Genomic DNA, 22,679 nt, shown 5'->3' with positions numbered 1-22,679 from the left:
TAAACGTTTCACTTCTGTTAAGAAAGCTGTGAAAACCAACCATTGATTTGTTGCATCATGTTCAGCATTGCTTCACGATTTGAGAACGACGGAAGTTTCGCCATCATCACTTGCTTAGGTTTTAACGTGTGTTCCCCTTTTTTCTGAGTAACCAGGATACTTTTTGCCTGTGATTCATTGGCAAACAAGCTAGTTGGCAACTGAATAATGCCATGAATAACAGACCGATCGTTGAGCAAATTTCTTACTTGCTTTGCACCATCATCTCCAAAGAGAAAGTTTGGGATCATAAAGAAAAGCATACCGGAGTCTTCCGTCATGTTTAAACTTTGTTCGATCAAGAGATGATGAACATAAGACATGCCCTCTTCCGCTTTCAACTCATATTTCGCAGCTGCCTCTTCGTGTGGGTAATATCCGACAGGTAAATCTGTCACTACAGTATTTACTTGAGGAATGTAGAGTGGCTTCACACTATCCTGATGAAGAAATTCCACCTGATGCTTTTGCAAGTTAGCATTAACAAATCCAAGGTGCAAGAGTAGATCGTCGGGTTCTACACCATACGCTTCTACGTTCTCTCCATCCAATTGATTGAGGACTGACGTTAGCAAATTCCCTGTACCAACAGCAGGATCAAGAATCTTCATATGATCAAGATTTAGAACCTCTTTATATTTTTTCACAAGATACCCAATTAAATGCGCCACGCTATCTGGTGTCATTGCATGGTGAGGTTGAATACCTTTTTTCATTCCTTTAAGCAGGGCCAGTTGAATACCTTTCCGCACTGTCTCCTGTTCCGCTCCATCAAGACTACAAGCGTCATACAGATTTTTAAGGCGTACAACCGTATCAGCATCTAGTTCTTCTTGAAGGACTTTATTTTCAAATATATTTAAACCTGTCTCGACCAGCGCTTCAAGATAAGACATCTCTAACTTATTTTGAATAACAAGTGTTGATTCATCTAACACGTTATATAAATTTTCTACAGTTAACTCAGACATTAATTGGCCTCCTATCAGTTCGTCCCTATTGTAAACAGTCTTGACTTCTTTCGCAACAATGATAGATGTGAAACCCACGTCTTCTCTGCATGAAACTAGCTAAAACGCGATCACCTAACGTGCAAAAAAGGACCTCGATGAAGTCATCGAAGTCCTTTATTCGTAGGAGATGTATTATTCCGCTTGTTTTGCAGCATTTAGAGCCGCATCATAATCAGGATGATTCGTAGCTTCACTCACGTACTCCGTGTGCACAACCTCACCGTTACGATTCACAACAAACACAGCTCTTGCTAGCAAACGCAGTTCCTGCATAGCTACGCCAAATGCTTTACCAAATGAAAGATCTCGATGATCTGATAAGGTAATCGCATCCTCAATACCAGCCGCACCACACCAGCGTTTTTGAGCAAATGGAAGATCGGCACTAATGGTTAATACTTTTACGTTGTTAAGTTTTGCGGCCTCTTCATTGAATTTACGTGTTTGAGCATCACAAACACCTGTATCAAGAGATGGTACAACACTAATAAGACGAGTACCTGGATAATCTTCAAGCGTCTTTTCAGATAGATCATTTGCAAGCACAGTAAAATCAGGAGCCTTGTCACCAACTTTTACTTCTTCACCTAAAAGCGTCATTGGCGTTTCTTTAAATGTAATGTTAGCCATGTTCATACCTCCTTTATAATTGGTCGTATGTACGACTAACTTCATCATATAGGTGTAACCAGTAGATTTCAAGAAATCAGCAGCTACAAAAAAAAGCTACCTCATAATAAAGTAGCTTAAAAATCGAGATCTTGCTTATTGTCATCTTGATGTCTTTGCTGTCCTCGGAAGAGATGTTTGGATTGAGAGCTTTGTCTTGATGATCCTGAACCGTTCTGATGACTTTGTTGACCTTGTTGATTCTTTTGGTGCTTATTTCCATTCGAGTTCTGATTCATATTTTGAAGGATGTTTTGTACCTTTTCAATAGCCTGTGGTGCAAGGTCAAGTAGTCTCTCGTAAAGATGTGTTGTATTGTCCAGATGAATCATTTTTATATCCCCTGCACGGACGATTAGAAAAGCAATAGGGGTAATGGAAACTCCTCCACCACTTCCGCCGCCAAATGGCTCCCCTTTACTTTGGCCCTGCTGGTTGGACTGTTGTTTCAACATGAATTCACTACCACCAGCAGCAAATCCAAATCCAACCTTTGAAACCGTCAAAATAACACTCCCATCTGGAGTTTCGACCGGATCACCAATAATGGTGTTTACATCAATCATATCTTTCAAATTTTCCATTGCCGTTTGCATTAATCCTTCAATTGGATGTTCAGACATGTGTTTTCCTCCTTCACTTACTAAACCGCTAAGCCTCCTGCAACTTTTTCTGAGACTTCATCAATTTAATTACCGCGATCATAGCATGCCCCAGTTTGAACGTAATCATGCATTTCATATATGTTTGAATTGTTTTATTTTCATAGATTGGCGTGACAATAAGTTGAGGAATTGTATGAAGGTTTGAGTAGTGAGATAGAAGCGTAAAAATTGCTACCTTCGCGTTCATTACAATTTCAGCAAAGACAGCTGTACTGGCAGCATTCCCCGCACCGAAATTGGTTTCCCATTGAACATTTTTAAAACGTACTCGTTTCAAGAAAAATAAGAACGACTTCCTGGCACGAAATGCTTTTTTTAATACCTGAACCAATTCCCTCGTTTCCCCTTTAAGCCCTTTTTCTTTCTTCTTCTTTTTGACAGTTTCTTCCCCCTCTTCAAATAACTCGATTAAGGGAATAGTCGTTTCATAGACGACAAGTCCAAAAAGCGCTCTCACAGCTATCTGAAGTTCCTCCACCGTTGAAGAATGTTCCATAATCACCGTTACTCTTACAGTCGAAAAAATAATAAGAGGTAAGGATGTGATGATTAAGAGTAAAAGAATAGCAGCGATCGCAATAATCACTAAACATCTCTCTCCTTTTATTTTTTTGTAAGAGACCAAAAAAATTAGAGTATAAAATAAACCTGCCCAAAATGGGCAGGTTTATTCAATAGGAGATTTTATTTTTCATGTACAACAGTCGTCTCAGCAAACAAATCATGAATGCCCTGTTTCTTTTTGGTGAAGGCCACGACAAGAAAACCTACAAATAAAATCGTCTTGCTTATAAATCGACCAATACCTTCTCTAAAAATAACCGTTCCCCAGGTTAACTTCGTCTTATTAAGGGACGCTACCTTTAATCCGAAAAGCATTTTCCCAAGTGTCTGAGACAAAAATTTTGTCATTAAAATAAAATACATATAATAAACAATTCCTGTTAGAATGGCCTGTAAAGGTAAAATGGCCGGTTCTGTTGCTGGTAAGTCAAATCCTCTGATTAGAGGTGTGATCAGAATGCCATTCAAACTTGCTACCACAATAACGTCAACTAAATATGCCCAAAAACGCATCCAGAAGCCCGCATAACGTGCGTGCCTCGCTTCTGTGTCTACCGATGCGGGAGGGGCAGTCATACTCATTGTTTCCTCCATTCTGCCTGCCTCCTTATTCAGAATATATATACATTAACTCAGGGGATTGCGGCGTTGATAGAAGCTGCTGAATGCCTAAAAGATCTTTGTCGGGCCCCATGAGTTTTGCAGCTGTCATTTCAAATAATGAATTAAAACCAAGGTTTTGCTTATATTGAACAACTTGTAGTTTGTTATCCCCAAGATCTTTCTTCATTCCTTCAATTGTATCTTCTAAATTACCAAGATCATCTACAAGGTTTACTTCTTTCGCTTGTCTTCCATCGTATATTCTACCGTCAGCAAGTTCACGGACTTTACTTTCATCTATTCCTCTACCTTCACTCACGACTCGAACAAACTGATCATATGAGTTATCAATCATTGATTGTAAAATCTCTCGCTCTTCTTCAGTCATTTCTCGGCTCGGTGACATGATATCTTTATGAGGACCGCTCTTAATCGTCTCCCACTTCACACCAACTTTTTCAGCTAATTCTGCATAATTCATTGATTGCATGATTACTCCAATTGAACCTGTAATTGTAGAAGGACTTGCTACAATTTTATCTGTCGGAGCAGAAATGTAATAACCTGCAGAAGCTGTCATACTTCCCATTGAAGCGTAGATCGGTTTATCCGTTTTTTCTTTGATCTCCAAAAGTTTATCGTGAATCTCTTCACTTTCTACAACACCACCGCCTGGCGTATTCAGCCTTAAGATAATTCCTTTGACGCTCTTATCTTCCGCAGCATGCTCTAACCGTTTCATAAATATATCGTGGTTGTATCCTGCCTGCGGTAGGAAGCTAGTATTCGTTCCTGTATCTTGAATAACACCTTCCACATTAAGAACGGCGATTTTATTCGAGCTGCTCCCTTCTTCAATAACTGTCTCAGCAAATTGGTCTGTCGTATTCATTTCTTCTTGCCACCCGCCAAATGCAAGACTTGAAACAAAATTAAAACCAAGTGATACGATGATGAGAACTACTGTAATACCTAATGCAATCCATCGTTTTCCATTCATAGTAAGCCTCCTCTATATCCTGATGCTATCTTATGTACGATGAGACCAAGTTATTGGTTTCATATTTTTGAGAATACCATACAAAATAAGGAAGCGCACTTCATAAATGTACGGAAACAGATTTAGTACAATTCGATTGGATAGAATAAGTACTGTTCTTCTCACACCATTTTAAAATCGTTCTAACGCCTTCTAAAGGGAATTAAATTCAATTTTTTCTTTTTTCTAAAAAGAGAGAGTGTTAAAGTAAAAAGGACTAACAGTTGGACAAGGAGGAATTCAAATGCCAAATCGACGTAATTTGTTTTTTTTCTACAAGCAGACAAAAGAAATCCTGGAAAAAGTAGAACCTTTGAAGGCACTTGCAGAAAAAAATGATTTTCATATTGTAGAAACTCCTGAAGAGGCGAGCATTATCGCTAGTATCGGGGGAGACGGAGCTTTTCTTCAAGCGGTTAGAAAAACAGGCTTTCGTGAAGATTGTCTCTATGTCGGTATTTCTACGGGTGAGCTAGGGTTTTATTGTGATTTCCATATCGACAACATCCAAAATATGGTGGATGACATTTTATCAGAAGGTATTGAAGTACGGCGTTATCCGACAATAGAAGTAATGGTAAACAACGAATCCTCTTTCTATTGCTTGAATGAATGCACCATTCGATCATCAATTATTAAAACACTTGCTATGGAAGTATACGTAGAAGATTTTCACTTTGAAACGTTTCGGGGAGATGGCCTCATTGTTTCCACTCCAACAGGAAGTACGGCATATAATAAATCCGTTAATGGTGCTGTGGTAGATCCTAAACTTGCTTGTATGCAAGTAAGCGAACTTGCATCACTTAACAATAATCATTACCGGACGCTTGGCTCTCCATTTTTATTAAGTGATGAGAGAACGCTTACGCTTCAAGTCATTCAAGATGGCAATGACTATCCAGTTATCGGTATCGATAATGAAGCGATGAGCATACAACATGCTAAAGAAATTCAAATCCATATCCCAGAAAAACGCATCAAAACTGTTAAGCTTAAGAACAATTCTTTTTGGCATAAAGTGCAAAGAAGTTTTCTTTAAGGAAAAGCGCCGCAAACTATGCGGCGCTTTTGTATTGGTTTAAAGGTGAATAAGACAAATTAGATTTTTTCATACACAACCGTTTCATCCACAACTGTCATGACCGGTTTTGTTTCAAGTATAAGGTCCGGCTCACAGTGAAAAATATCACGATCTAAAACTGTAAAATCCGCAACAAAGTTCTCTTTAATCATACCTCTCTCATGCTCTCTTCCAATAGCAAACGCACTACCTTTTGTAAAAAGAGAGACACTCTCAAACACCGACAATTTTTGTTCAGGATAATACCCACTATGAGATTCTTCAGGTCGTTTCCGTGTAACAGCTGCATGAATACCTAGTAATGGATTGACAGGTTCAATTGGCGCATCTGATCCACCTGCAATGGGAACTCCACTTTCAAGAAGGGTTTTCCACGCAAAGGACATTCCCATTCTATCTTCTCCAAGACGTTCAATTACCCACGGAAAGTCTGAAGCGACAAATCTTGGCTGGATATCGAGAATAACTGAAAGTTCTTTTAATCGCTTTAACAAATCTTCGCGCATTACTTGCGTATGAATTAGACGATCTCTCAACCCGAATGGAGCAGGGTACTGTTCAATGGCTTCAATGGCATATTCAAGAGCTAGATCACCAATGACATGAATGGCCACCGGCATGTCATGCGACCTCGCTTTCTTCACAAGTTCTGTCAGCCCTTCAATGCTGTGAATGGCAACTCCTGATGTGTCAGGGGAATCATTGTATGGATGGCTTAACAATGCCGTACGTCCTCCCAGCGCCCCATCAGCAAAGATCTTCATTGCACCAAGTTCAACATAGTTCGTTCCATCGCCAAAGCCCAGCCCCTGTTTTCGCATATCTTCGATAACTCCGTGATGAACGAGTAGATTCGCTCTGAATTTGCGCTGACCATTGATCACATTCAAAAAGGTTTCGTACGTACGCGTAAATCCACCGTAATAGTTTAAATCTTCACTATGACCACCTGTCACTCCTTGTGCAACAAGATCATCTACTGAACACGAGAGCGCTTTTTCGAGAAACTCGATGCTTGCCTCAGGCATCGCATTCTTAACTAATTCCTGTGCACGGTCAAGTAAATATCCAGTTGCTCTCCCGTTACTATCACGCATAATCACGCCACCTTCAGGGTCAGGCGTATCATCCGTAATCCCCGCAAGGTCGAGCGCAATAGAGTTAGCAAGAATTGCATGTCGACATACTCTTGTTAGCATCATCGGATGATTAGGCGCAATCTCATCCAATTCGTCACGATGAAAGATTTTTCGATCCTGAAAGTTGTTTTCATTCCAACCTTCTCCAATCACCCACTCAAATGAGGCAATTTCATCTACTTTTTTTTCAAGGAGACGTTTCATTTCTTCAGCAGAAAGAGCTTCCGATAAATCAAGGCGAAGAAGCTTTTCCCCGTGCCCAATCATATGAAGATGACTATCGACAAATCCAGGAATCATCACATTCCCTTTCAAATCATACTGTGCCGTCATTTCTTTTCCGAACATTGAGGTAAGTTCTGATTTAGACCCGACCTTTTTTATTCGGCCATTTTCTGTATAAACAGCTTCTACTGTTTCTTTTTCATGTTCAAGCGTATAGATCTTTCCACCAAACCAAAGCGTTCCCACTGATGTTCTCCCCTTTTATGCGATTTGTGAGCTTATTGTATCATTCCTATTATAAACTGTGAATCTTCTGGTTTTTCTTCAAACTCTTGGTTGATTTTTCAATCATGATACAATAAGAATATCTAAAAGAAAGTGCAAGACAATTGTTGAAGGTGAGGAAATCACGTTGAAGAAGAAGATTTTATTTACAGGCGGTGGATCAGCCGGACACGTTACCGTTAATTTAGCTCTTATCCCCCGTTTCTTAGAAGAAGATTGGGATATCCATTATATCGGATCTGAAAAAGGGATTGAACGTCAGCTTATTGAACCTGTTAAAGGCGTTACGTATCATCACGTTGCAACCGGAAAGTTAAGAAGATACTTTGACTGGAATAACTTTAAAGATCCTTTTAAAGTCATTAAAGGCGTCGGAGAAGCTTTCTCCATCATTAAACGAGAAAAACCATCTGTTATTTTCTCAAAAGGTGGATTTGTTTCTGTCCCTGTAGTCATTGCAGGAAAAATGAATGGCGTACCTGTCATTATTCATGAATCTGATTTAACTCCTGGGCTTGCTAACAAAGTAGCGATTCCTTTCGCCTCAAAAGTGTGCACCACTTTTCCGGAAACTGTAAAACATCTTCCTGAGAATAAAGCAGAATACATTGGGGCGGTTGTCCGAGATGAATTAAAAAGCGGGAACCGATCAAAAGGACTCTCGTTCGCTGAATTTAGTGGCACAAAACCAGTAATGCTTATTATGGGAGGTAGTCTAGGAGCAAAGCGGATCAACGAATCGGTTCGTAACCAGCTCGATCAGTTGCTACAAACTTTCGATATCCTTCACCTTACAGGTAAAGGGCAGGTTGATGAGTCACTTCAAATGAAAGGTTACAAACAATTTGAATATGTAACAGATGAACTTCCTGATCTATTAGCAATGGCCGACTTAATCGTTTCTAGGGCTGGATCGAATTCAATTTTTGAATTTCTTGCGCTTAAGAAACCAATGCTTCTCATTCCACTATCGAGAGCAGCGAGTAGAGGTGACCAAATCTTAAATGCTCAATCATTTCAAAAATCGGGCTATGCTAACGTTTTGTTAGAAGAAGATTTAACTGACGCTTCTTTCTTACGATTAGTACGCGAAACTTATGAGAAACGGTCAACTTACTTAAAAGCAATGGAGCAAGATAATGCCGGAGATCAAGCGAATAAAATCGAGTCATTGATTAAAAGCATCGCAAATTAAAAAGAAGAGGACCAAAAAAATGGTCCTCTTCTTTTATATACCTATAAGATCTGATGTCTTATTTTATGAAGCTCCCTGCGTTTCTTTTTGACGAAGTTCAATTCTTCTTATCTTTCCGGACGTTGTCTTTGGAAGTTCTTCAATAAATTCAATTTTTCGAGGGTATTTATACGGAGCCGTCAACTCTTTCACGTGATCTTGAAGCTCTCGAGTTAGCGCATCTCCTGCCTGACTCGCATCTTTTAATACAATGTAAGCTTTGACGATATTCCCTCTTACTTCATCTGGACTTGCCACAACAGCGCATTCTTGAACGGCTGGATGTTTCACGAGAGCATCTTCTACTTCAAAAGGTCCAATCGTATAGCCGGAACTAATGATGATGTCATCCCCTCTGCCCTCAAACCAGAAATAGCCATCTTCATCTTTAGATGCTTTATCCCCTGTTAAATAATAATCTCCTCTGTATGCCATTTGTGTGCGCTCTTGATCTTGATAGTACTTTTTGAAGAGAGCTGGCACATCTTTATGCACGGCAATATCGCCAACTTCCCCAATTTGAACCGGTTCTCCCTCTTCATTGATAATTTCTACCTGGTTGCCTGGGGTTGGTTTCCCCATCGATCCTGGTTTTACTTCCATTCCTTTTAAAATACCAACAAGCAACGTATTTTCCGTTTGACCATAGCCGTCTCTTACATCGATGTTAAAATACTTTCTGAACGTGTCAATCACTTCCCGGTTAAGTGGCTCTCCTGCTGAGACTGCACTTCGAAGAGCAGGTAACTGATAGCGATCCAAACCATCCACTTTGGCCATTAATCGGTATTCTGTTGGCGTACAACATAGCACATTAATATCATATTGAGAAAGAAAACCTAAATACGCTTCAGGATCAAATTTACCGCTGTATAAGAATCCTGTAGCTCCACTACCTAATGTAGCAACAAATGGACTCCAGATCCACTTTTGCCAGCCAGGCCCTGCAGTTGCCCATACTTGATCACCTTCCTGAATATCAAGCCAGGAGGAAGAAGATGTTCTTAGGTGAGCATAGGCCCACCCATGGCTATGCACCACACCTTTCGGGTTTCCAGTCGTACCTGAAGTATAGGAAAGAAATGCCATATCATCACGCATTGTTTTCACGCCTTCAAAAGAAGCGCTTTCATTTTCGGATTTTTGAAGTAGGGAAATCCAGCCTTCCTTCTCCTCTCCTACACTAAACTTCCATTTTAGTGAGGGTGCATCTGCCTCTACACCTGCAAACGCTTCAGTCAGTTGTGATTCACAGATAACCGCCTTCGCTTCTGAATGATTGATTCGATAAACCAAATCCTTCTTTCGCAGCATTTCCGAGGAGGGAATAACAACAAGACCTGCTTTTAAACAGGCAATGTAGACAGCGTATGTATCAATTAGTCTAGGCATCATAATAAGAACGCGATCCTGGGGTGCTAACCCTTCATTTGTTAAAGCGCCAGCAATGCGGTTCGCCATTTCAAATAAACGCTTATATGTGATTTCTTGCTCTTGACCTTGATCGCTTCGCCATTTTAAAGCAACCTTGTCTTCGTTAGAAATAAAGCGCTCCATTTCGCTTGTTAAATTATAATGATCTGGTGCAATTAAGTCTTGCATAGTGTGCCTCCTCTATTATGTAATAGTTATATTATACACAAAAATGAGAAAGTTTTGAATCTATTCACATATTACGGTAGCGACAATTATAACTTCACTGAGGATGAACCAACTAAAAAAAGAGGAAGATGCACACGCATCTTCCTCCAAGCCAATTTATTCAATTATTTGGAGTATCCTCCGAACTGCTGTTCAGACTGCTGTACAAGACGTTTTGTAATCTCGCCACCAACTGAACCATTTGAACGTGAAGTTGAGTCAGGTCCAAGATTTACACCAAATTCAGAAGCAATTTCATATTTCATTTGATCTAAAGCTTGTTGTACACCAGGTACCACAAGTTTGTTTGTGTTTGCCATAAGTTATTCACCTCCTTGCCCATATCATGTGATAGACAAGAAGGTGCTATTCTCAATAACTTATGGCATTGGGGTAAAATGTTGGAAGTCTAAAGCAATTCATCAAAAGAATCGTCTTTTTCTTTAATGAGGATCGTTTCAACACCATTTACCGCTTCCTCAACAAGTTCCTCAATTGGCAAGTATTGTTCAAATTTATTCGCATGCTCACGTTTCGGCTTTGTTTTTGGAGCTTCAGGCAAGAATACCGTACAACAGTCTTCGTAAGGGCGAATCGAGATGTCATACAAATCAATCGCTCTTGAAATTCTCATAATTTCAATTTTATCCATCGAAATAAGCGGTCTTAATACCGGGTAGTTTGTTACCTCGTTAATCGTATTCATACTCTGAATTGTTTGACTCGCAACCTGGCCAAGACTTTCTCCTGTTGCAATGGCCAAAGCATTATTTTTCTCAGCAAGTTTTTCTGTAATGCGCATCATCATTCTTCTCATAATCGTCATGCTATAGTTATCTGGCATTTCCTTTTGAATCGCTTTTTGCGTATTTGTAAACGGAACAATGTGAAGGCGAATATCTCCACCATAACGGGACAGAACTTTTACAAGATCCTCCACTTTTTGTCTCGAACGTTCACTTGTAAAAGGAGGACTGTGAAAATGAACAGCTTCAACTTTTACGCCTCGTTTCATAGTAAGATAGCCTGCAACAGGACTATCAATGCCCCCAGACAGCATTAGCATCACTTTATTGTCTTGTACAGTTGGCAATCCACCTGCGCCTTCGGAATTATTGCAGCTAAGATAAGCGCCATCTTGCTTCACTTCTACTTTCAATTCCATATCAGGATGGTGTACATCAACAGTCAATTTCTCTGTGTTACTTAAAACATATCCTCCAATATCGCGGTTCATATCCTGCGATCGGTGCGGAAACTGTTTGAATGGCCTTCTAACCGTTACCTTAAACGTCATACTTTCGTTGCCCATTTGATCTTTCACTAGCTGTAAGGCTTTTTCTTTAATCAAATCAATATCGTGGTCTGTCTTTATAGCCACACTTAAAGAATGAATCCCAAAAATTGTTTTAAGTTTCATTAAAATTGGTTCTGGGTCCTCGTCATTTAGTTTCACAATCATTCGATCAAAAGATTGATGTACTTCAATTGCCGGATAATCCGCCAATACTTGCTTCACTCTTTTTTTCAAAGATGTAATAAAGCCTTTTCTGTTTTTTCCTTTTAGAGAAATTTCACCGTAGCGAAGGATGATGTGATCATACATAGCTATTACCTCATTACTTGTTTTAGTTTTGGTACTTCAGTTTGCAGTTCGTTTAGAAATATATCAATTTGCTCTTTAGTCGTTTCAAAAGAAAGACTAATTCGAATAGCAGATCTTGCACGTATCGTAGTTAAACCAATTGCCGCTAATACATGGCTTATTTCAGCCGTTTTTGATGAACATGCGGAACGCGTAGAAACATAAATTTCTTTTTCCTCGAGCGCATGAATTAATACTTCAGGTTTAATACCAGGAACTGAAAAATTCACAATATGTGGAGCACCAGACATTGAACTATTTAGCTCAATTCCCTCGATTATTGATAGCTCTGCAAACACATGCGTTCTTAAAGTTTCGAGCATTCGTTTTTGTGTTTTTGCTCTATTTAAATACAAGCGGAGAGCCTTTGCCATCGCAACAATTCCCGGGCCATTTTCCGTACCGGAGCGAATTTCCCTTTCCTGTCCTCCACCAGAGAGGAGGGGAAGCAAAGTGATCTTCTCTCGTTTAATTAATAAACCATTTCCTTTAAGACCGTGAAATTTATGAGCTGAGTACGAAACCAAATCGGCCTGAACATCATTGAAATCAAGTGGTACTTTTCCAATCCCCTGGACATCATCAATATGAAAAAGAGCACGTGATTTCTGCTTAATCAGATGTCCGATTTCTTTAATAGGTTGAATTGAGCCCAGTTCATTATTCACATGCATAATGGAAACAAGAATGGTATCAGGAGTGAGTGCATTTTTTAGCTCATCTAAAGATACCTTCCCATCTTGATCAACTGACAAATAGGTTACTGAAAATCCTAATAATTCAAGTTGTCGAAATGCTTCTAAGGTAGAGGCATGTTCAATGCAACTAGTTATCAGATGCTTCCCCTGGTTCATGTACTGAAATGCTGTTCCTTTGATAGCGAGATTATTACTTTCTGTTCCACCTGAAGTAAATATAACTTCATTTATTTTAACGTGCAGTAACTCTGCAATGCTTGACCTTGCTTGCCGAAGCAACCTTTCAGCCTCTCCTCCTTTTCGGTGAAGAGAAGAAGGATTTGCAAAAAACTTTTCAGACGCTGTACGAAAAGCATCGAGCGCTTCGTTATACGGCTTCGTAGTAGCACTATTATCCAAATAAATCATATTATGACACCTTCAGTCATCTTTTATTTCCAACTAATAATCTTACCATAGGTTAATGTAATTACCAAATCAACTATTCTATCTTGATGAGAAGGAACAATCGGATTAAAACCTTTTCACCTATGGTTGATATTACCAAAGTCGTTTCATTCCATATGCGCACAGAAGGAAAATAGTCAGAATAATTAATCATTAAAAGAAACGTTATGATTCGTCGATTAATTGTGTTAATATGAAGTCCGAAAATTAGGACATGTTAAACAGTTGATTCAGGAGGCAATTATGAAACTTAAATTATCGAATAAAGACACATTGACGATCGGATTAATGCTATTTGCGCTCTTCTTAGGAGCCGGAAATATGATCTTTCCTCCAGCGCTTGGAAACTCTGCAGGTGAAAACATTTGGACCGCCACAGCTGGCTTCCTTATTACAGGTGTCGGCTTACCACTTCTTGGCGTAACTGCTATTGGATTAACAGGTGGAAGCTTAAGGGATATCGCATCGAAAGTACATCCGCTATTTGGACTTATTTTCACTGCCATTCTCTACCTTGCAATCGGCCCATTCTTCGGAATACCGCGCACGGGTACTGTAGCTTTCGAGATCGGCGTTGTGCCATTTCTAAATGACTCTACAAACGTAAATGGATTGCCTTTATTTCTCTATACTCTTATTTTCTTCGGGTTAACATTCTGGTTATCATTGAACCCGACAAGGTTAGTGGATCGAGTCGGCAAAATACTAACCCCACTTTTAATTTTAGTTTTAGGTAGTCTTATTATTGGAGCATTTACAAATCCTCCTGGACCTTTATCTACGCCTTCACCTGATTATAGGAGCGGCGTGTTCTTTAAAGGCTTTATCGAAGGATATCTTACAATGGACGCAATTGCTGCCCTTGTATTCGGAATCGTTGTGATACAAGCTGTCAACGATAAAGGTGTCTCTGATCGCAAAAATGTTTCAATTGCTGTACTAAAAGCGGGCATTCTTGCAGCGATTGGATTAACGGCCATTTATCTTTCATTAGCGTATATCGGTGCAACAAGCACGAACCTTGTTGGATCCGCAAATAACGGAGGAGCAATATTATCGAGTATTGCTAGCTACTTATTTGGCTCATTAGGAACACTTTTGCTTGGAGCTGCGATTACCTTCGCCTGCTTAACCACATCTGTAGGGCTCGTAACCGCCTGCGGAGAATATTTTTCTAAAACATATCCAAAGCTTTCCTACAAAACCGTTATTCTAGTCGTTACACTATTTAGTACATTCGTTGCGAATCTAGGTCTTACACAGCTTATTACGTTTACTTTACCAGTTTTAATCGCCATTTATCCGATCGCTATTGTTTTAATTTTTCTAACGTTTATTGATAATGCTTTTTCAATTCACCACTATGTTTATAGGGGAGCGATTATCTTAACAGTCTTCATTAGCGTGCCAAATGCTCTAGAAGGAGCGGGAATCACTTTGCCGGGTATGAGTGTCATGCAAACACTGCCGCTTTATAGCGAAGGCGTAGGATGGATTATCCCAGCCATTGGAGGCGCTGTGATTGGCCTCTTACTCTCCAGAACAACTAAACAAGCGTCGTAATTCAAGAACGCAGGCTATCCGCCTGCGTTCTTTCTCTTTTGTTAAATGATCATTCACTGAAATGAACCAAAAGGGAGATCTTTCCACAAAAAGAGCTCTCCTCGAAAGGAGAGCTACGATTTAACAGGTTCTCTTACATCATTTTTCAGAGTTTGAAGCACCTGTGGATCTACTTTTTCAATTGCAGCTTCAGCTGTAGATAGGGCATCATCATACTCATATTGTCTAAAGTGATCTTCTGCTTTTTGTAGCAATTCATCCACACTTCGATGCTTCCCACGATAACGATTCCCAAACTGGATCAAACGTTCTGTTAAGATAGCGTCATCGACAAGTTTCTTTGTAATTTCCGTGCTGTGCTCAACCGCACGTTCCGCGTCAGCTAACACTTCATTAATTTGATAGATATCAAGCGGTACGTCTGAAAGGCGTTCACTTAATTCGATAATAATGTCTTCAGCTAGTTCATAGCCATCAAGATAAGACTCAGGTATACCTGGTAAATTACTTAATTTCATCATTCTTCTAGATTCGATTAACTTCCGCTTCAGATCTTTAATTGTATCAAGTGCTTTAAGCTCATCTCGCCTAAGCATGTGCAAGTTTTCTTTTTGAATCTGCATTTCATGACCAATCGTTGCAAGGTCTTCTTTTAGAGAAAACACTGACTCAGCAAGACTCGTATACGCTTGTTGATTACCATCTACCGCTTCACGAACAGCATTAAAGCGAATATGCATATCTGAAATTTTCAGTTCGATATCTTTTATCATGTTTAGTTCTTGTTCTTCTAACCGATAGCTTAGTTGCACAACGTTCGTTTCTTCCTGTAAATCCTGAAGATAAGAATTTGTTTTGAACAATTCATGTTCAATCTCTTCTACTTTTTCAGTAACGAGGTGCCTTGCATCTACCTCTGCTTCTAATTGGTCATATAGTCCTTCAATACTTCTTCGTACCGAATCGATCTCAGTTTTCATTTCTTGAACTTCAGTCTTCTCGATGGCAGATTCAAAACGTACGAGGTCTGATTCTACCTGTTCGATGTGATCCTGAATTTCCAAATGATCCAGAACATAACCTTCAGATGCCATCGCAGAAGTACCATCTTCAAGCTCTTTCAATTGAGCAGGTATTTGCGTATGAACTAACGCGATTAATTCGGGTGTTACAGTAATTTTATCCTGAACAGCTGCTAACCGCTCTTGAATTTCCATAAGTACACTTCTTGCCTCAAGGTAATTCCCTTCTTCTGTCAGCTGTTCATAATGCTTAAGATTCTGCTTTAGCTCATCAAGCTCTGCATCAAGCGTTGGATAAGCCTTTCCAAGCGAACGGTTCTGAGATAATAGCCGTTGCTTAGCTTCCCTAAACACTTCTTGGACAGAAATAATGTCCGTTCGGTTTTGCTCTTCACTTGAAACAAGTTCATTGATATCTTCCAACATTAATTCAATTCGCTTTTCAATTTGCTCTAACCGTTCGCGCGTTTCAACGAGAGTCGAGTTCGCTTTTCGAAAGCGATACTTCTCCGCAGCTTCTTCTGTATCCATGAGCTGTTCTTCTAGATTAGGAAGTTTAACGGCAACAATTTCGTCCCATTCTTCACGCCACTTCTCAAATTTCTCTTCCGTTTGCCCTGACATTGTTAATCCCTTTACTTTCGAGATCTCATCAGTTACAGGTCTATTCAATATATCAATCTTCCATTCTTCTAGACGATCGATCTCATTGTATATTTTTCTTCTAGCAAAAGTGCCATATAATATGACGGCAACCAGTAAAATAATCGCAATGACAATATACTCCAACGGAAGCACCCCTTCTTCCACATCATCAATTTATATATACATGCTAATTAAGCAGGCTAAATCATCAGATATAGATCTTTTATAAACAAATATGTAGGAAATTCATTAATGTTTTTATGATACCATGTAATTACCTCTTTGACTAAATAAATTCAATATTCGACAGCTAAAATCCTTGATTATATTATAAACTTTTTCATTACTTGAAAGAAGGTGCTTTAGAATGAATATTTCATATGATGGACACATCCACTCTCCTTTTTGCCCACACGGCTCCAGTGATCAATTTGAAGAGTACGTAGAAGCAGCAATACAAGCAGGTTATAAAGGAATGACTTTTACAGAACACGCCCCCCTCCCTAACACCTTTACTGATCCTGTACCAGACAAAGACAGCGGGATGAAATGGGGAGACGTTCATCGTTACTTTAATTCCATTCAACAACTGAAAGAAAAGTATAAGGGTGTAATTGAAATTAATAGCGGACTTGAAGTTGATTATATTGAGGGTTATGAGGAAGAAACTAGACAATTACTTGATTCAGTTGGTCCACTTCTAGATGACGCCATTCTTTCCGTCCACTTTATTAAACACGGCGATTTCTATACATGCTTGGACTATAGCCCAGAAGCATTTAATGACTTGATCCAAGCGTTAGGTTCGGTTGAAATGGTTCATAAAAAATATTATGAAACTGTGCTAAAGTCCGTTAAATCCGAATTAGGAACTTACAAGCCTACTCGTATTGGCCATATGACACTTGCAAATAAATTCCAGAAAAAATATCCAGTTAAAAATGATTTTCAAAGCGAAATAGCTACTATTCTTATTGCGATTAAAGATCACAACTATTCTCTTGATTACAATGGTGCTGGTACAGTGAAACCACTTTGCGAAGAACCCTATCCAAGCGATCAAGTCGTCAAAGAAGCGCTAAAACGAGAAATCCCTCTCGTCTATGGCTCAGATGCCCATAGTGCAAAAGGGATTGGTCAGGGAGCAGATCGGCTGATCACTCATGTGCTCCAAAAGCCAAATAGAATCAACCATTCATAACAAGCGGGCGCTCGCCCCACTTCTTCTCTTTACAAACAGTTAACTGAATCCACTGATATAACTGCTTGTTATATTTTTCAATAAAATAACGTTCATTCGGTTGAATATGATGCACTTCGAGAATATATTGTGGGTGTAAAAAAGGCATCGAAAGCATCCCTTTCATTTGCATCACAATATAATCAATGGGTTGAGGGCGAAACTCTTTTCTCGCAAAACCCACTTCTAAAATCCTAGTGAAATAATACTTTTCTTTCGCCAGATAAGTGGTCATAATTTCACGAACAAGAACAGAATCGAATGTGATCTCTCGGTGAACAAATCGAGCTAACTGTCTATTCAAATACTGATATTCCATCACACGCTCAATTGCTTCAATAAGACATGTTTTTGCTGAGTGCCCTTCAAGCTGTTGATATGCAGCTTCAATCTCTTTTACATATCCTTCAAGAAAAGAAGTCATTAAAAACTCAGCTAATCCTTTTTTACCGTTAAAGTAATAAGAGATTAGCGCAACGTTCACCTCTGCTTTACTCGCAATATCACGAACTGAAGTACCGTGGAATCCTTTGGTGTTAAAGAGTTGAATGGCGGCCTGGATGACACTTCGCTTCGATCCTGTATCTCGCTCCTGTTTCACTAGGAACCACCTCCAATTAGTTCGTTCTTAGTAACTCATTCGTTAATTGGTCCTCCATTCCTTTAATAATCGTGCGACAAAATATGTGTGTTCCTCAACAAGATTTGATATGATTATCATAATTTCGAGTTAAGGAAGAGGTGTTTTGACATGTTTGAGGTCGAATCCTATTCAGGTAAAAGAGAAAAAGACTATCAAATGGTAATTAAACAATTAAGAGCACTGCTAGATGGCGAGACGAATCAGCTAGCCAACCTTGCAAATGCTTCTGCATTATTAAATCAGTTTTTATCAGATGTGAACTGGGTAGGTTTTTATTTATACGAAAAAGAAACCGATCAACTTGTTCTCGGTCCATTTCAGGGGCTACCCGCTTGTGTCAGAATTCAGAATGGAAAAGGCGTATGCGGCACCGCATCCAAGGAAGGCAAAACAATGAGAATTGAGAATGTCCATGAGTTCCCAGGACATATTGCCTGTGACGCTGCGTCTCAATCTGAAATTGTAGTGCCTATTTTTACAAATGGGGCACTTCTTGGCGTTCTTGATATTGACAGCCCAGAAGTTGGACGCTTTGATGAAGTGGACCAAGAGTATTTAGAAAAATTCACACTAGCATTGCAAGACTACCTTTAAGACCAAGTTTAATCTTCATCTATAAGAACTTTAAGTAGTGATAAAAACCGTCCAATGGAGACCTCCATTGGACGGTTTTTTTATTTTTCAAGCGCTTGTTCGATATCCCTCCAAATGTCTTCCCATGCTTCAAGTCCAATCGAAAGACGAATAAGCGATTCACTAATGCCCATCCGTTTTCGCTCTTCTTCAGGAACCACTGCATGTGTCATCGTCGCTGGATGTTGAATAAGCGTTTCAGCATCTCCAAGACTAACTGCAATTTTTATCATTCTTAGCCGATTCATAAAATTTTGTGCTTCTAGTTTACCACCATTTATTTCAAAGCTAATTAATCCTCCCGGGCTTTTCATTTGCTTTTGTGCAATTAGAAAAGAGGGCGATTCCTCTCTTCCTGGATACATCACATTCGTTACTGATGGATGCTCGATTAACTTTTGAACGATTTTATGAGCATTTGAGCAGTGACGATCCATCCGAATTGGGAGAGTCTTCAATCCCCGAAGGAGTAACCATGCATCAAACGGTGATAGAATTCCTCCGATATCTTTTTGTGTACTCTTTGCAATGGCAGTAATTGTCTCCTTATCACTTACAACCAGTCCCGCCACGACATCCCCATGACCTCCGATATACTTCGTAGCGCTGTGCAAAACAATATCACAACCAAATTCTAGAGGGCGTTGTAGATAAGGCGTAGAAAATGTATTATCTACTACAACCGTGATTCCTTTTTTCTTTGCTACTGAAGAAATCATTTCAAGATCAATTAATTTCAATGTTGGATTTATGGGCGTCTCTATATAGATAACCGTTGTATTTGGGCGAATAGCTTGTTGTATTTCTTCAAATGAATCAAGTGGAAGCAAGTCATGCTCGATCGCAAACTTCTCTTCTAACATTTTAAGTAATCCAAACGTGCACCCGTACACTCCTTCAGAACAAAGGATATGATCTCCCGACTTTACAAGATACATAAGAACAGCAGAAACAGCTGCCATGCCTGAACCAAAAGCTAAACCACCCTCCGCATTCTCAAGAGAAGCAATTCTCTCTTCCAACATTCGAACAGTAGGATTTCCAAGTCTTGAATAAATGTAGCCAGGCTCTTCACCAGCAAACCTTCTTTCACCAGCTTCTGCTGTTTCAAATGTAAAAGTGGATGTTTGATAGATCGGTGATGCTAAACTATTATGATGAGATTTAGAATCATATCCATCATGAATTGTTTTTGTCTCAAAACGTTGCTCTCCCAAAGTCATAACCCCCTGTTATAAAATCACACATTACACTTCCATTGTAAGCGTTTTCAATTATAAGGTGAAGAGGGAATTATCTTCTTCAATCGATCATTGACATCTTCTTATCCGTCTAATCCTTACTATAGTTGACATCTCCATCCGAAAGAGTTACAATTGCATTTGTGTAAAATAAGAATGGGCAGCAGCGTGACGGGCTGCGATTTCATTGTGTTCCTTTTAATAGGTACGCCGCGTACCCTCCGGCTGTCGAGGTGAAGGCGTGTGAAAACACAATGTGCGCAAACCGGAATCACGACACTGTTTTTATTTTATACCAATAATAATGGTATAAAGGAGGAGCTAATTATGGCTCGTTATACAGGACCAAGTTGGAAAATTTCTCGTCGTCTTGGTATTTCTCTAAGTGGTACAGGTAAAGAATTGGAAAAGCGTCCTTACGCTCCAGGTCAACACGGACCTAACCAGCGTAGAAAGCTTTCTGAATATGGACTTCAGCTTCAAGAGAAGCAAAAGCTTCGTCACATGTACGGCATGACTGAGCGTCAATTCCGTCGTCTTTTCGATGATGCTGGTAAAATGAAAGGTGTTCACGGTGAGAACTTCATGATTCTTCTTGAAGCTCGTCTTGATAACCTTGTTTATCGTCTAGGTCTAGCTCGCACTCGCCGTCAGGCTCGTCAGCTAGTTAACCACGGCCACATCACTGTCGATGGCAAACGCGTTGATATTCCTTCTTACCGCGTAGCGACTGGTCAAGTGATCAGCGTTCGTGAGAAGTCTAACAACCTTGACATCATCAAAGAAGCAATCGAAGTAAACAACTTCGTTCCAGAATACCTTACTTTCGATGCAGATAAGCTTGAAGGTACGTTCTCTCGTCTTCCTGAGCGTTCTGAACTTCCTGCTGAAATCACTGAAGCTCTTATCGTTGAGTACTACTCTCGTTAAGCTGTTTCAACTCCCCGGAATTTGTTCCGGGGGTTTTTTTTATGTTCAAAAGCAACATTGGTTTATACAAAAAAGAGACGCTCCTATCGAGCATCTCTCTATTAACAATTAATAGGTGAGAAGGAAGTATTTCTTTTTTCCTCTTCGAATAATCACGTATTGATTTTCAATTTGATCTCTTTCTGAAATCACCTTGTCTATTTCCTTACAGCGTTCGCCATTAATATAAACGGCGCCATTCTTCACATCTTCTCTTGCCTGACGCTTAGAAGATGAAATTCCAGCTTCTACAAGCAAGTCAATTAATCCTTTTTCTTGATCTTCTACTTGATAGGATGGCACATCTTTAAACCCTAAACGGATTTCTTCAGCTGTTAATTGCTTAATATCTCCACTAAAAAGAGCTTGCGAAATATTGATCGCCTGCTGAAGCTTTTCTTCTCCATGTACGAGCTTTGTTACATTTTCAGCAAGTGTACGGTGTGCTTCTCTTTTTTCTGGAGATTCTAAATGCTTCGACTCAATTTCTTTAATCTCTTCGATACTTAAGAATGTAAAGTAATTTAGGAACTTTACCACATCGCGATCATCTGTATTAATCCAGAACTGATAGAATTCATAAGGAGATGTTTTATCAGCATCTAACCAGATTGCGCCACCTTCTGACTTACCAAACTTGGAGCCGTCACTTTTCGTAACAAGCGGAAACGTTGCACCGTATGCTTTCGTCGATTCTTCGCTTCCTTCTTCTTTACGAATTAATTCAAGACCAGCCGTGATATTTCCCCACTGATCACTACCCCCAATTTGCAAGCGACAATTTTCTTTACGATAAAGTTGAAGGAAGTCATATGATTGAAGAATCATGTAAGTAAACTCGGTAAAAGAAATTCCAGCTTCGAGACGTGATGTAACCGAATCTTTCGCAAGCATGTAGTTTAAACCAAAGTTCTTTCCTACATCGCGAAGAAATGGAATCACATTCAATTCGCCGATCCAATCAAAGTTATTTACAGCTTTTGCAGCATTCGCTTCTGTACCAAAATCTAAAAAGCGCGCTAGTTGCCCCTGTAATTTATTGGTCCACTCTTTTACAATATCTTCGGAATTTAACGTACGCTCATTCGAACGGCCACTTGGGTCCCCAATAAGTCCGGTTGCCCCACCAACAAGCGCAATCGGCGTATGCCCTGCAAGCTGAAATCTACGAAGCGCAAGGACTGGCAACAAATGTCCAATATGAAGACTATCAGCTGTTGGATCAAATCCTGAATAAAGCGCAATTCGGTTGTTAGACAACTCTTTTTCAAGACCTTCTCTATCGGTCACCTGATTTAACAGGCCTCTTGCTTCTAATTCATCTAAAATGTGCATGTCATCGACTCCCTTTGTTAATCGTGTAGTATTTCCGTTTAAAAGTTTTTAAAACATAAAAAAACCCATCCCTAAAAAAGGGACGAGTTTGATCGCGGTACCACCCTTGTTGAAGAAAGCATACTTTCTTCCACTCAGTCAGAATAACGGTCTGAACCGTCTAATGCTACACAGACGTTGTCTTTCCCATTAGAAGCTCATGGAGGTAATTCACATTTTCCTTTATGCTAGTTCTCACCGACCACCAGCTCTCTGAAAAAGGGAGAAAAACGCTACTTTGTCCAATCAAAGCATGTCGTTCATTAAAAAACACTATTTAAATTAATATCACAAACGGAAAACCATGTCAATTCTAAGCCTACTGAAATCCCTACCAGTTTATACAAATCTCGACGACA

General features: G+C 39.6%; 21 protein-coding genes and 1 other annotated feature. Of the genes, 6 read left to right on the top strand and 15 right to left on the bottom strand.

The window, feature by feature from the left end; all coding sequences use genetic code 11:
- Nucleotides 1–17: 17 nt before the first annotated feature.
- The 6 genes from LCL91_RS14080 to sppA all read right to left on the bottom strand — a co-directional run bounded on the left by LCL91_RS14080 (nucleotide 18) and on the right by sppA (nucleotide 4,553).
- Nucleotides 18–1,010 carry a class I SAM-dependent methyltransferase gene (locus LCL91_RS14080; RefSeq protein ID WP_224883319.1) on the bottom strand — a complete coding sequence of 331 codons (993 nt, stop codon included), beginning with the start codon at nucleotides 1,008–1,010 and terminating at the stop codon, nucleotides 18–20.
- Nucleotides 1,011–1,184: 174 nt separating this feature from the next.
- Nucleotides 1,185–1,682, bottom strand: a complete 498-nt coding sequence (gene tpx, locus LCL91_RS14075) for a thiol peroxidase (RefSeq protein WP_098444539.1) — start codon at nucleotides 1,680–1,682, stop codon at nucleotides 1,185–1,187.
- Nucleotides 1,683–1,798: 116 nt separating this feature from the next.
- Nucleotides 1,799–2,344 carry a GerW family sporulation protein gene (gene ytfJ / locus LCL91_RS14070; RefSeq protein WP_224883318.1) on the bottom strand — a complete coding sequence of 182 codons (546 nt, stop codon included), beginning with the start codon at nucleotides 2,342–2,344 and terminating at the stop codon, nucleotides 1,799–1,801.
- 28 nt (nucleotides 2,345–2,372) lie between these two features.
- On the bottom strand, nucleotides 2,373–2,972 hold the full coding sequence (locus tag LCL91_RS14065) for a DUF2953 domain-containing protein (RefSeq protein ID WP_224883317.1): 600 nt from the start codon (nucleotides 2,970–2,972) through the stop codon (nucleotides 2,373–2,375).
- Nucleotides 2,973–3,070: 98 nt separating this feature from the next.
- Nucleotides 3,071–3,544, bottom strand: coding sequence for an RDD family protein (locus tag LCL91_RS14060; protein WP_224883316.1), 474 nt, complete (start codon nucleotides 3,542–3,544; stop codon nucleotides 3,071–3,073).
- A gap of 13 nt (nucleotides 3,545–3,557) precedes the next feature.
- Complete coding sequence (sppA, locus tag LCL91_RS14055) at nucleotides 3,558–4,553, bottom strand: signal peptide peptidase SppA (protein WP_224883315.1); 996 nt, start codon at nucleotides 4,551–4,553, stop codon at nucleotides 3,558–3,560.
- A gap of 283 nt (nucleotides 4,554–4,836) precedes the next feature.
- Here sppA and LCL91_RS14050 point away from each other — a divergent pair, with 283 nt between their 5' ends.
- Nucleotides 4,837–5,634 (top strand): NAD kinase, encoded by a 798-nt coding sequence (locus LCL91_RS14050; RefSeq protein ID WP_224883313.1) that lies wholly within the window; start codon nucleotides 4,837–4,839, stop codon nucleotides 5,632–5,634.
- Nucleotides 5,635–5,693: 59 nt separating this feature from the next.
- On the opposite strand, the gene LCL91_RS14045 is transcribed toward LCL91_RS14050, so the two are convergent.
- Nucleotides 5,694–7,286, bottom strand: a complete 1,593-nt coding sequence (locus LCL91_RS14045; RefSeq protein WP_224883310.1) for an amidohydrolase — start codon at nucleotides 7,284–7,286, stop codon at nucleotides 5,694–5,696.
- Nucleotides 7,287–7,452: 166 nt separating this feature from the next.
- Here LCL91_RS14045 and LCL91_RS14040 point away from each other — a divergent pair, with 166 nt between their 5' ends.
- Nucleotides 7,453–8,520 carry an undecaprenyldiphospho-muramoylpentapeptide beta-N-acetylglucosaminyltransferase gene (locus tag LCL91_RS14040; protein WP_224883308.1) on the top strand — a complete coding sequence of 356 codons (1,068 nt, stop codon included), beginning with the start codon at nucleotides 7,453–7,455 and terminating at the stop codon, nucleotides 8,518–8,520.
- Nucleotides 8,521–8,583: 63 nt separating this feature from the next.
- Here LCL91_RS14040 and mbcS read toward each other — a convergent pair whose 3' ends face one another.
- The 4 genes from mbcS to LCL91_RS14020 form a co-directional block, all read right to left on the bottom strand.
- Nucleotides 8,584–10,161, bottom strand: a complete 1,578-nt coding sequence (gene mbcS, locus LCL91_RS14035; protein ID WP_224883306.1) for an acyl-CoA synthetase MbcS — start codon at nucleotides 10,159–10,161, stop codon at nucleotides 8,584–8,586.
- Nucleotides 10,162–10,325: 164 nt separating this feature from the next.
- Nucleotides 10,326–10,520 (bottom strand): alpha/beta-type small acid-soluble spore protein, encoded by a 195-nt coding sequence (locus tag LCL91_RS14030; RefSeq protein ID WP_224593098.1) that lies wholly within the window; start codon nucleotides 10,518–10,520, stop codon nucleotides 10,326–10,328.
- A gap of 89 nt (nucleotides 10,521–10,609) precedes the next feature.
- Nucleotides 10,610–11,806 (bottom strand): tRNA uracil 4-sulfurtransferase ThiI, encoded by a 1,197-nt coding sequence (gene thiI, locus LCL91_RS14025; protein ID WP_224883303.1) that lies wholly within the window; start codon nucleotides 11,804–11,806, stop codon nucleotides 10,610–10,612.
- 5 nt (nucleotides 11,807–11,811) lie between these two features.
- A complete protein-coding gene (locus LCL91_RS14020; RefSeq protein ID WP_224883301.1) occupies nucleotides 11,812–12,951 on the bottom strand; it encodes a cysteine desulfurase family protein in 1,140 nt (379 codons plus the stop codon).
- A 282-nt stretch (nucleotides 12,952–13,233) separates the two neighbouring features.
- Between LCL91_RS14020 and brnQ the strand changes: the two genes are divergently transcribed.
- On the top strand, nucleotides 13,234–14,553 hold the full coding sequence (gene brnQ / locus LCL91_RS14015) for a branched-chain amino acid transport system II carrier protein (RefSeq protein ID WP_224883299.1): 1,320 nt from the start codon (nucleotides 13,234–13,236) through the stop codon (nucleotides 14,551–14,553).
- 113 nt (nucleotides 14,554–14,666) lie between these two features.
- On the opposite strand, the gene ezrA is transcribed toward brnQ, so the two are convergent.
- Entirely contained in the window at nucleotides 14,667–16,364 is a 1,698-nt protein-coding gene (gene ezrA, locus LCL91_RS14010) for a septation ring formation regulator EzrA (protein ID WP_224883297.1), read from the bottom strand.
- A gap of 223 nt (nucleotides 16,365–16,587) precedes the next feature.
- Between ezrA and hisJ the strand changes: the two genes are divergently transcribed.
- On the top strand, nucleotides 16,588–17,421 hold the full coding sequence (gene hisJ / locus LCL91_RS14005) for a histidinol-phosphatase HisJ (protein ID WP_224883293.1): 834 nt from the start codon (nucleotides 16,588–16,590) through the stop codon (nucleotides 17,419–17,421).
- Here hisJ and refZ read toward each other — a convergent pair.
- Complete coding sequence (refZ, locus tag LCL91_RS14000) at nucleotides 17,408–18,061, bottom strand: forespore capture DNA-binding protein RefZ (protein WP_224883291.1); 654 nt, start codon at nucleotides 18,059–18,061, stop codon at nucleotides 17,408–17,410. The genes hisJ and refZ overlap by 14 nt on opposite strands.
- Before the next feature lie 150 nt (nucleotides 18,062–18,211).
- Here refZ and LCL91_RS13995 point away from each other — a divergent pair, with 150 nt between their 5' ends.
- On the top strand, nucleotides 18,212–18,697 hold the full coding sequence (locus LCL91_RS13995; protein ID WP_098444554.1) for a GAF domain-containing protein: 486 nt from the start codon (nucleotides 18,212–18,214) through the stop codon (nucleotides 18,695–18,697).
- An 80-nt stretch (nucleotides 18,698–18,777) separates the two neighbouring features.
- Here the strand turns inward: LCL91_RS13995 and megL are convergent, their stop codons facing one another.
- Nucleotides 18,778–19,959 (bottom strand): methionine gamma-lyase, encoded by a 1,182-nt coding sequence (gene megL / locus LCL91_RS13990; protein ID WP_224883289.1) that lies wholly within the window; start codon nucleotides 19,957–19,959, stop codon nucleotides 18,778–18,780.
- A 345-nt stretch (nucleotides 19,960–20,304) separates the two neighbouring features.
- Here megL and rpsD point away from each other — a divergent pair, with 345 nt between their 5' ends.
- Nucleotides 20,305–20,907 (top strand): 30S ribosomal protein S4, encoded by a 603-nt coding sequence (rpsD, locus tag LCL91_RS13985; RefSeq protein ID WP_136948553.1) that lies wholly within the window; start codon nucleotides 20,305–20,307, stop codon nucleotides 20,905–20,907.
- A 108-nt stretch (nucleotides 20,908–21,015) separates the two neighbouring features.
- On the opposite strand, the gene tyrS is transcribed toward rpsD, so the two are convergent.
- Nucleotides 21,016–22,281, bottom strand: coding sequence for a tyrosine--tRNA ligase (gene tyrS / locus LCL91_RS13980; RefSeq protein ID WP_224883287.1), 1,266 nt, complete (start codon nucleotides 22,279–22,281; stop codon nucleotides 21,016–21,018).
- A 75-nt stretch (nucleotides 22,282–22,356) separates the two neighbouring features.
- Nucleotides 22,357–22,579 (bottom strand) — a binding site (T-box leader).
- Between the last annotated feature and the right edge of the window lie 100 nt (nucleotides 22,580–22,679).

The sequence above is a fragment of the Guptibacillus hwajinpoensis genome, from assembly GCF_020171785.1.
In the GTDB taxonomy this organism is placed as follows: Bacteria; Bacillota; Bacilli; order Bacillales; family Guptibacillaceae; genus Guptibacillus; species Guptibacillus sedimenti.
The sequence above is the reverse complement of the archived record's forward strand: the minus strand, read 5'-3'. Positions and strand labels throughout refer to the sequence as shown.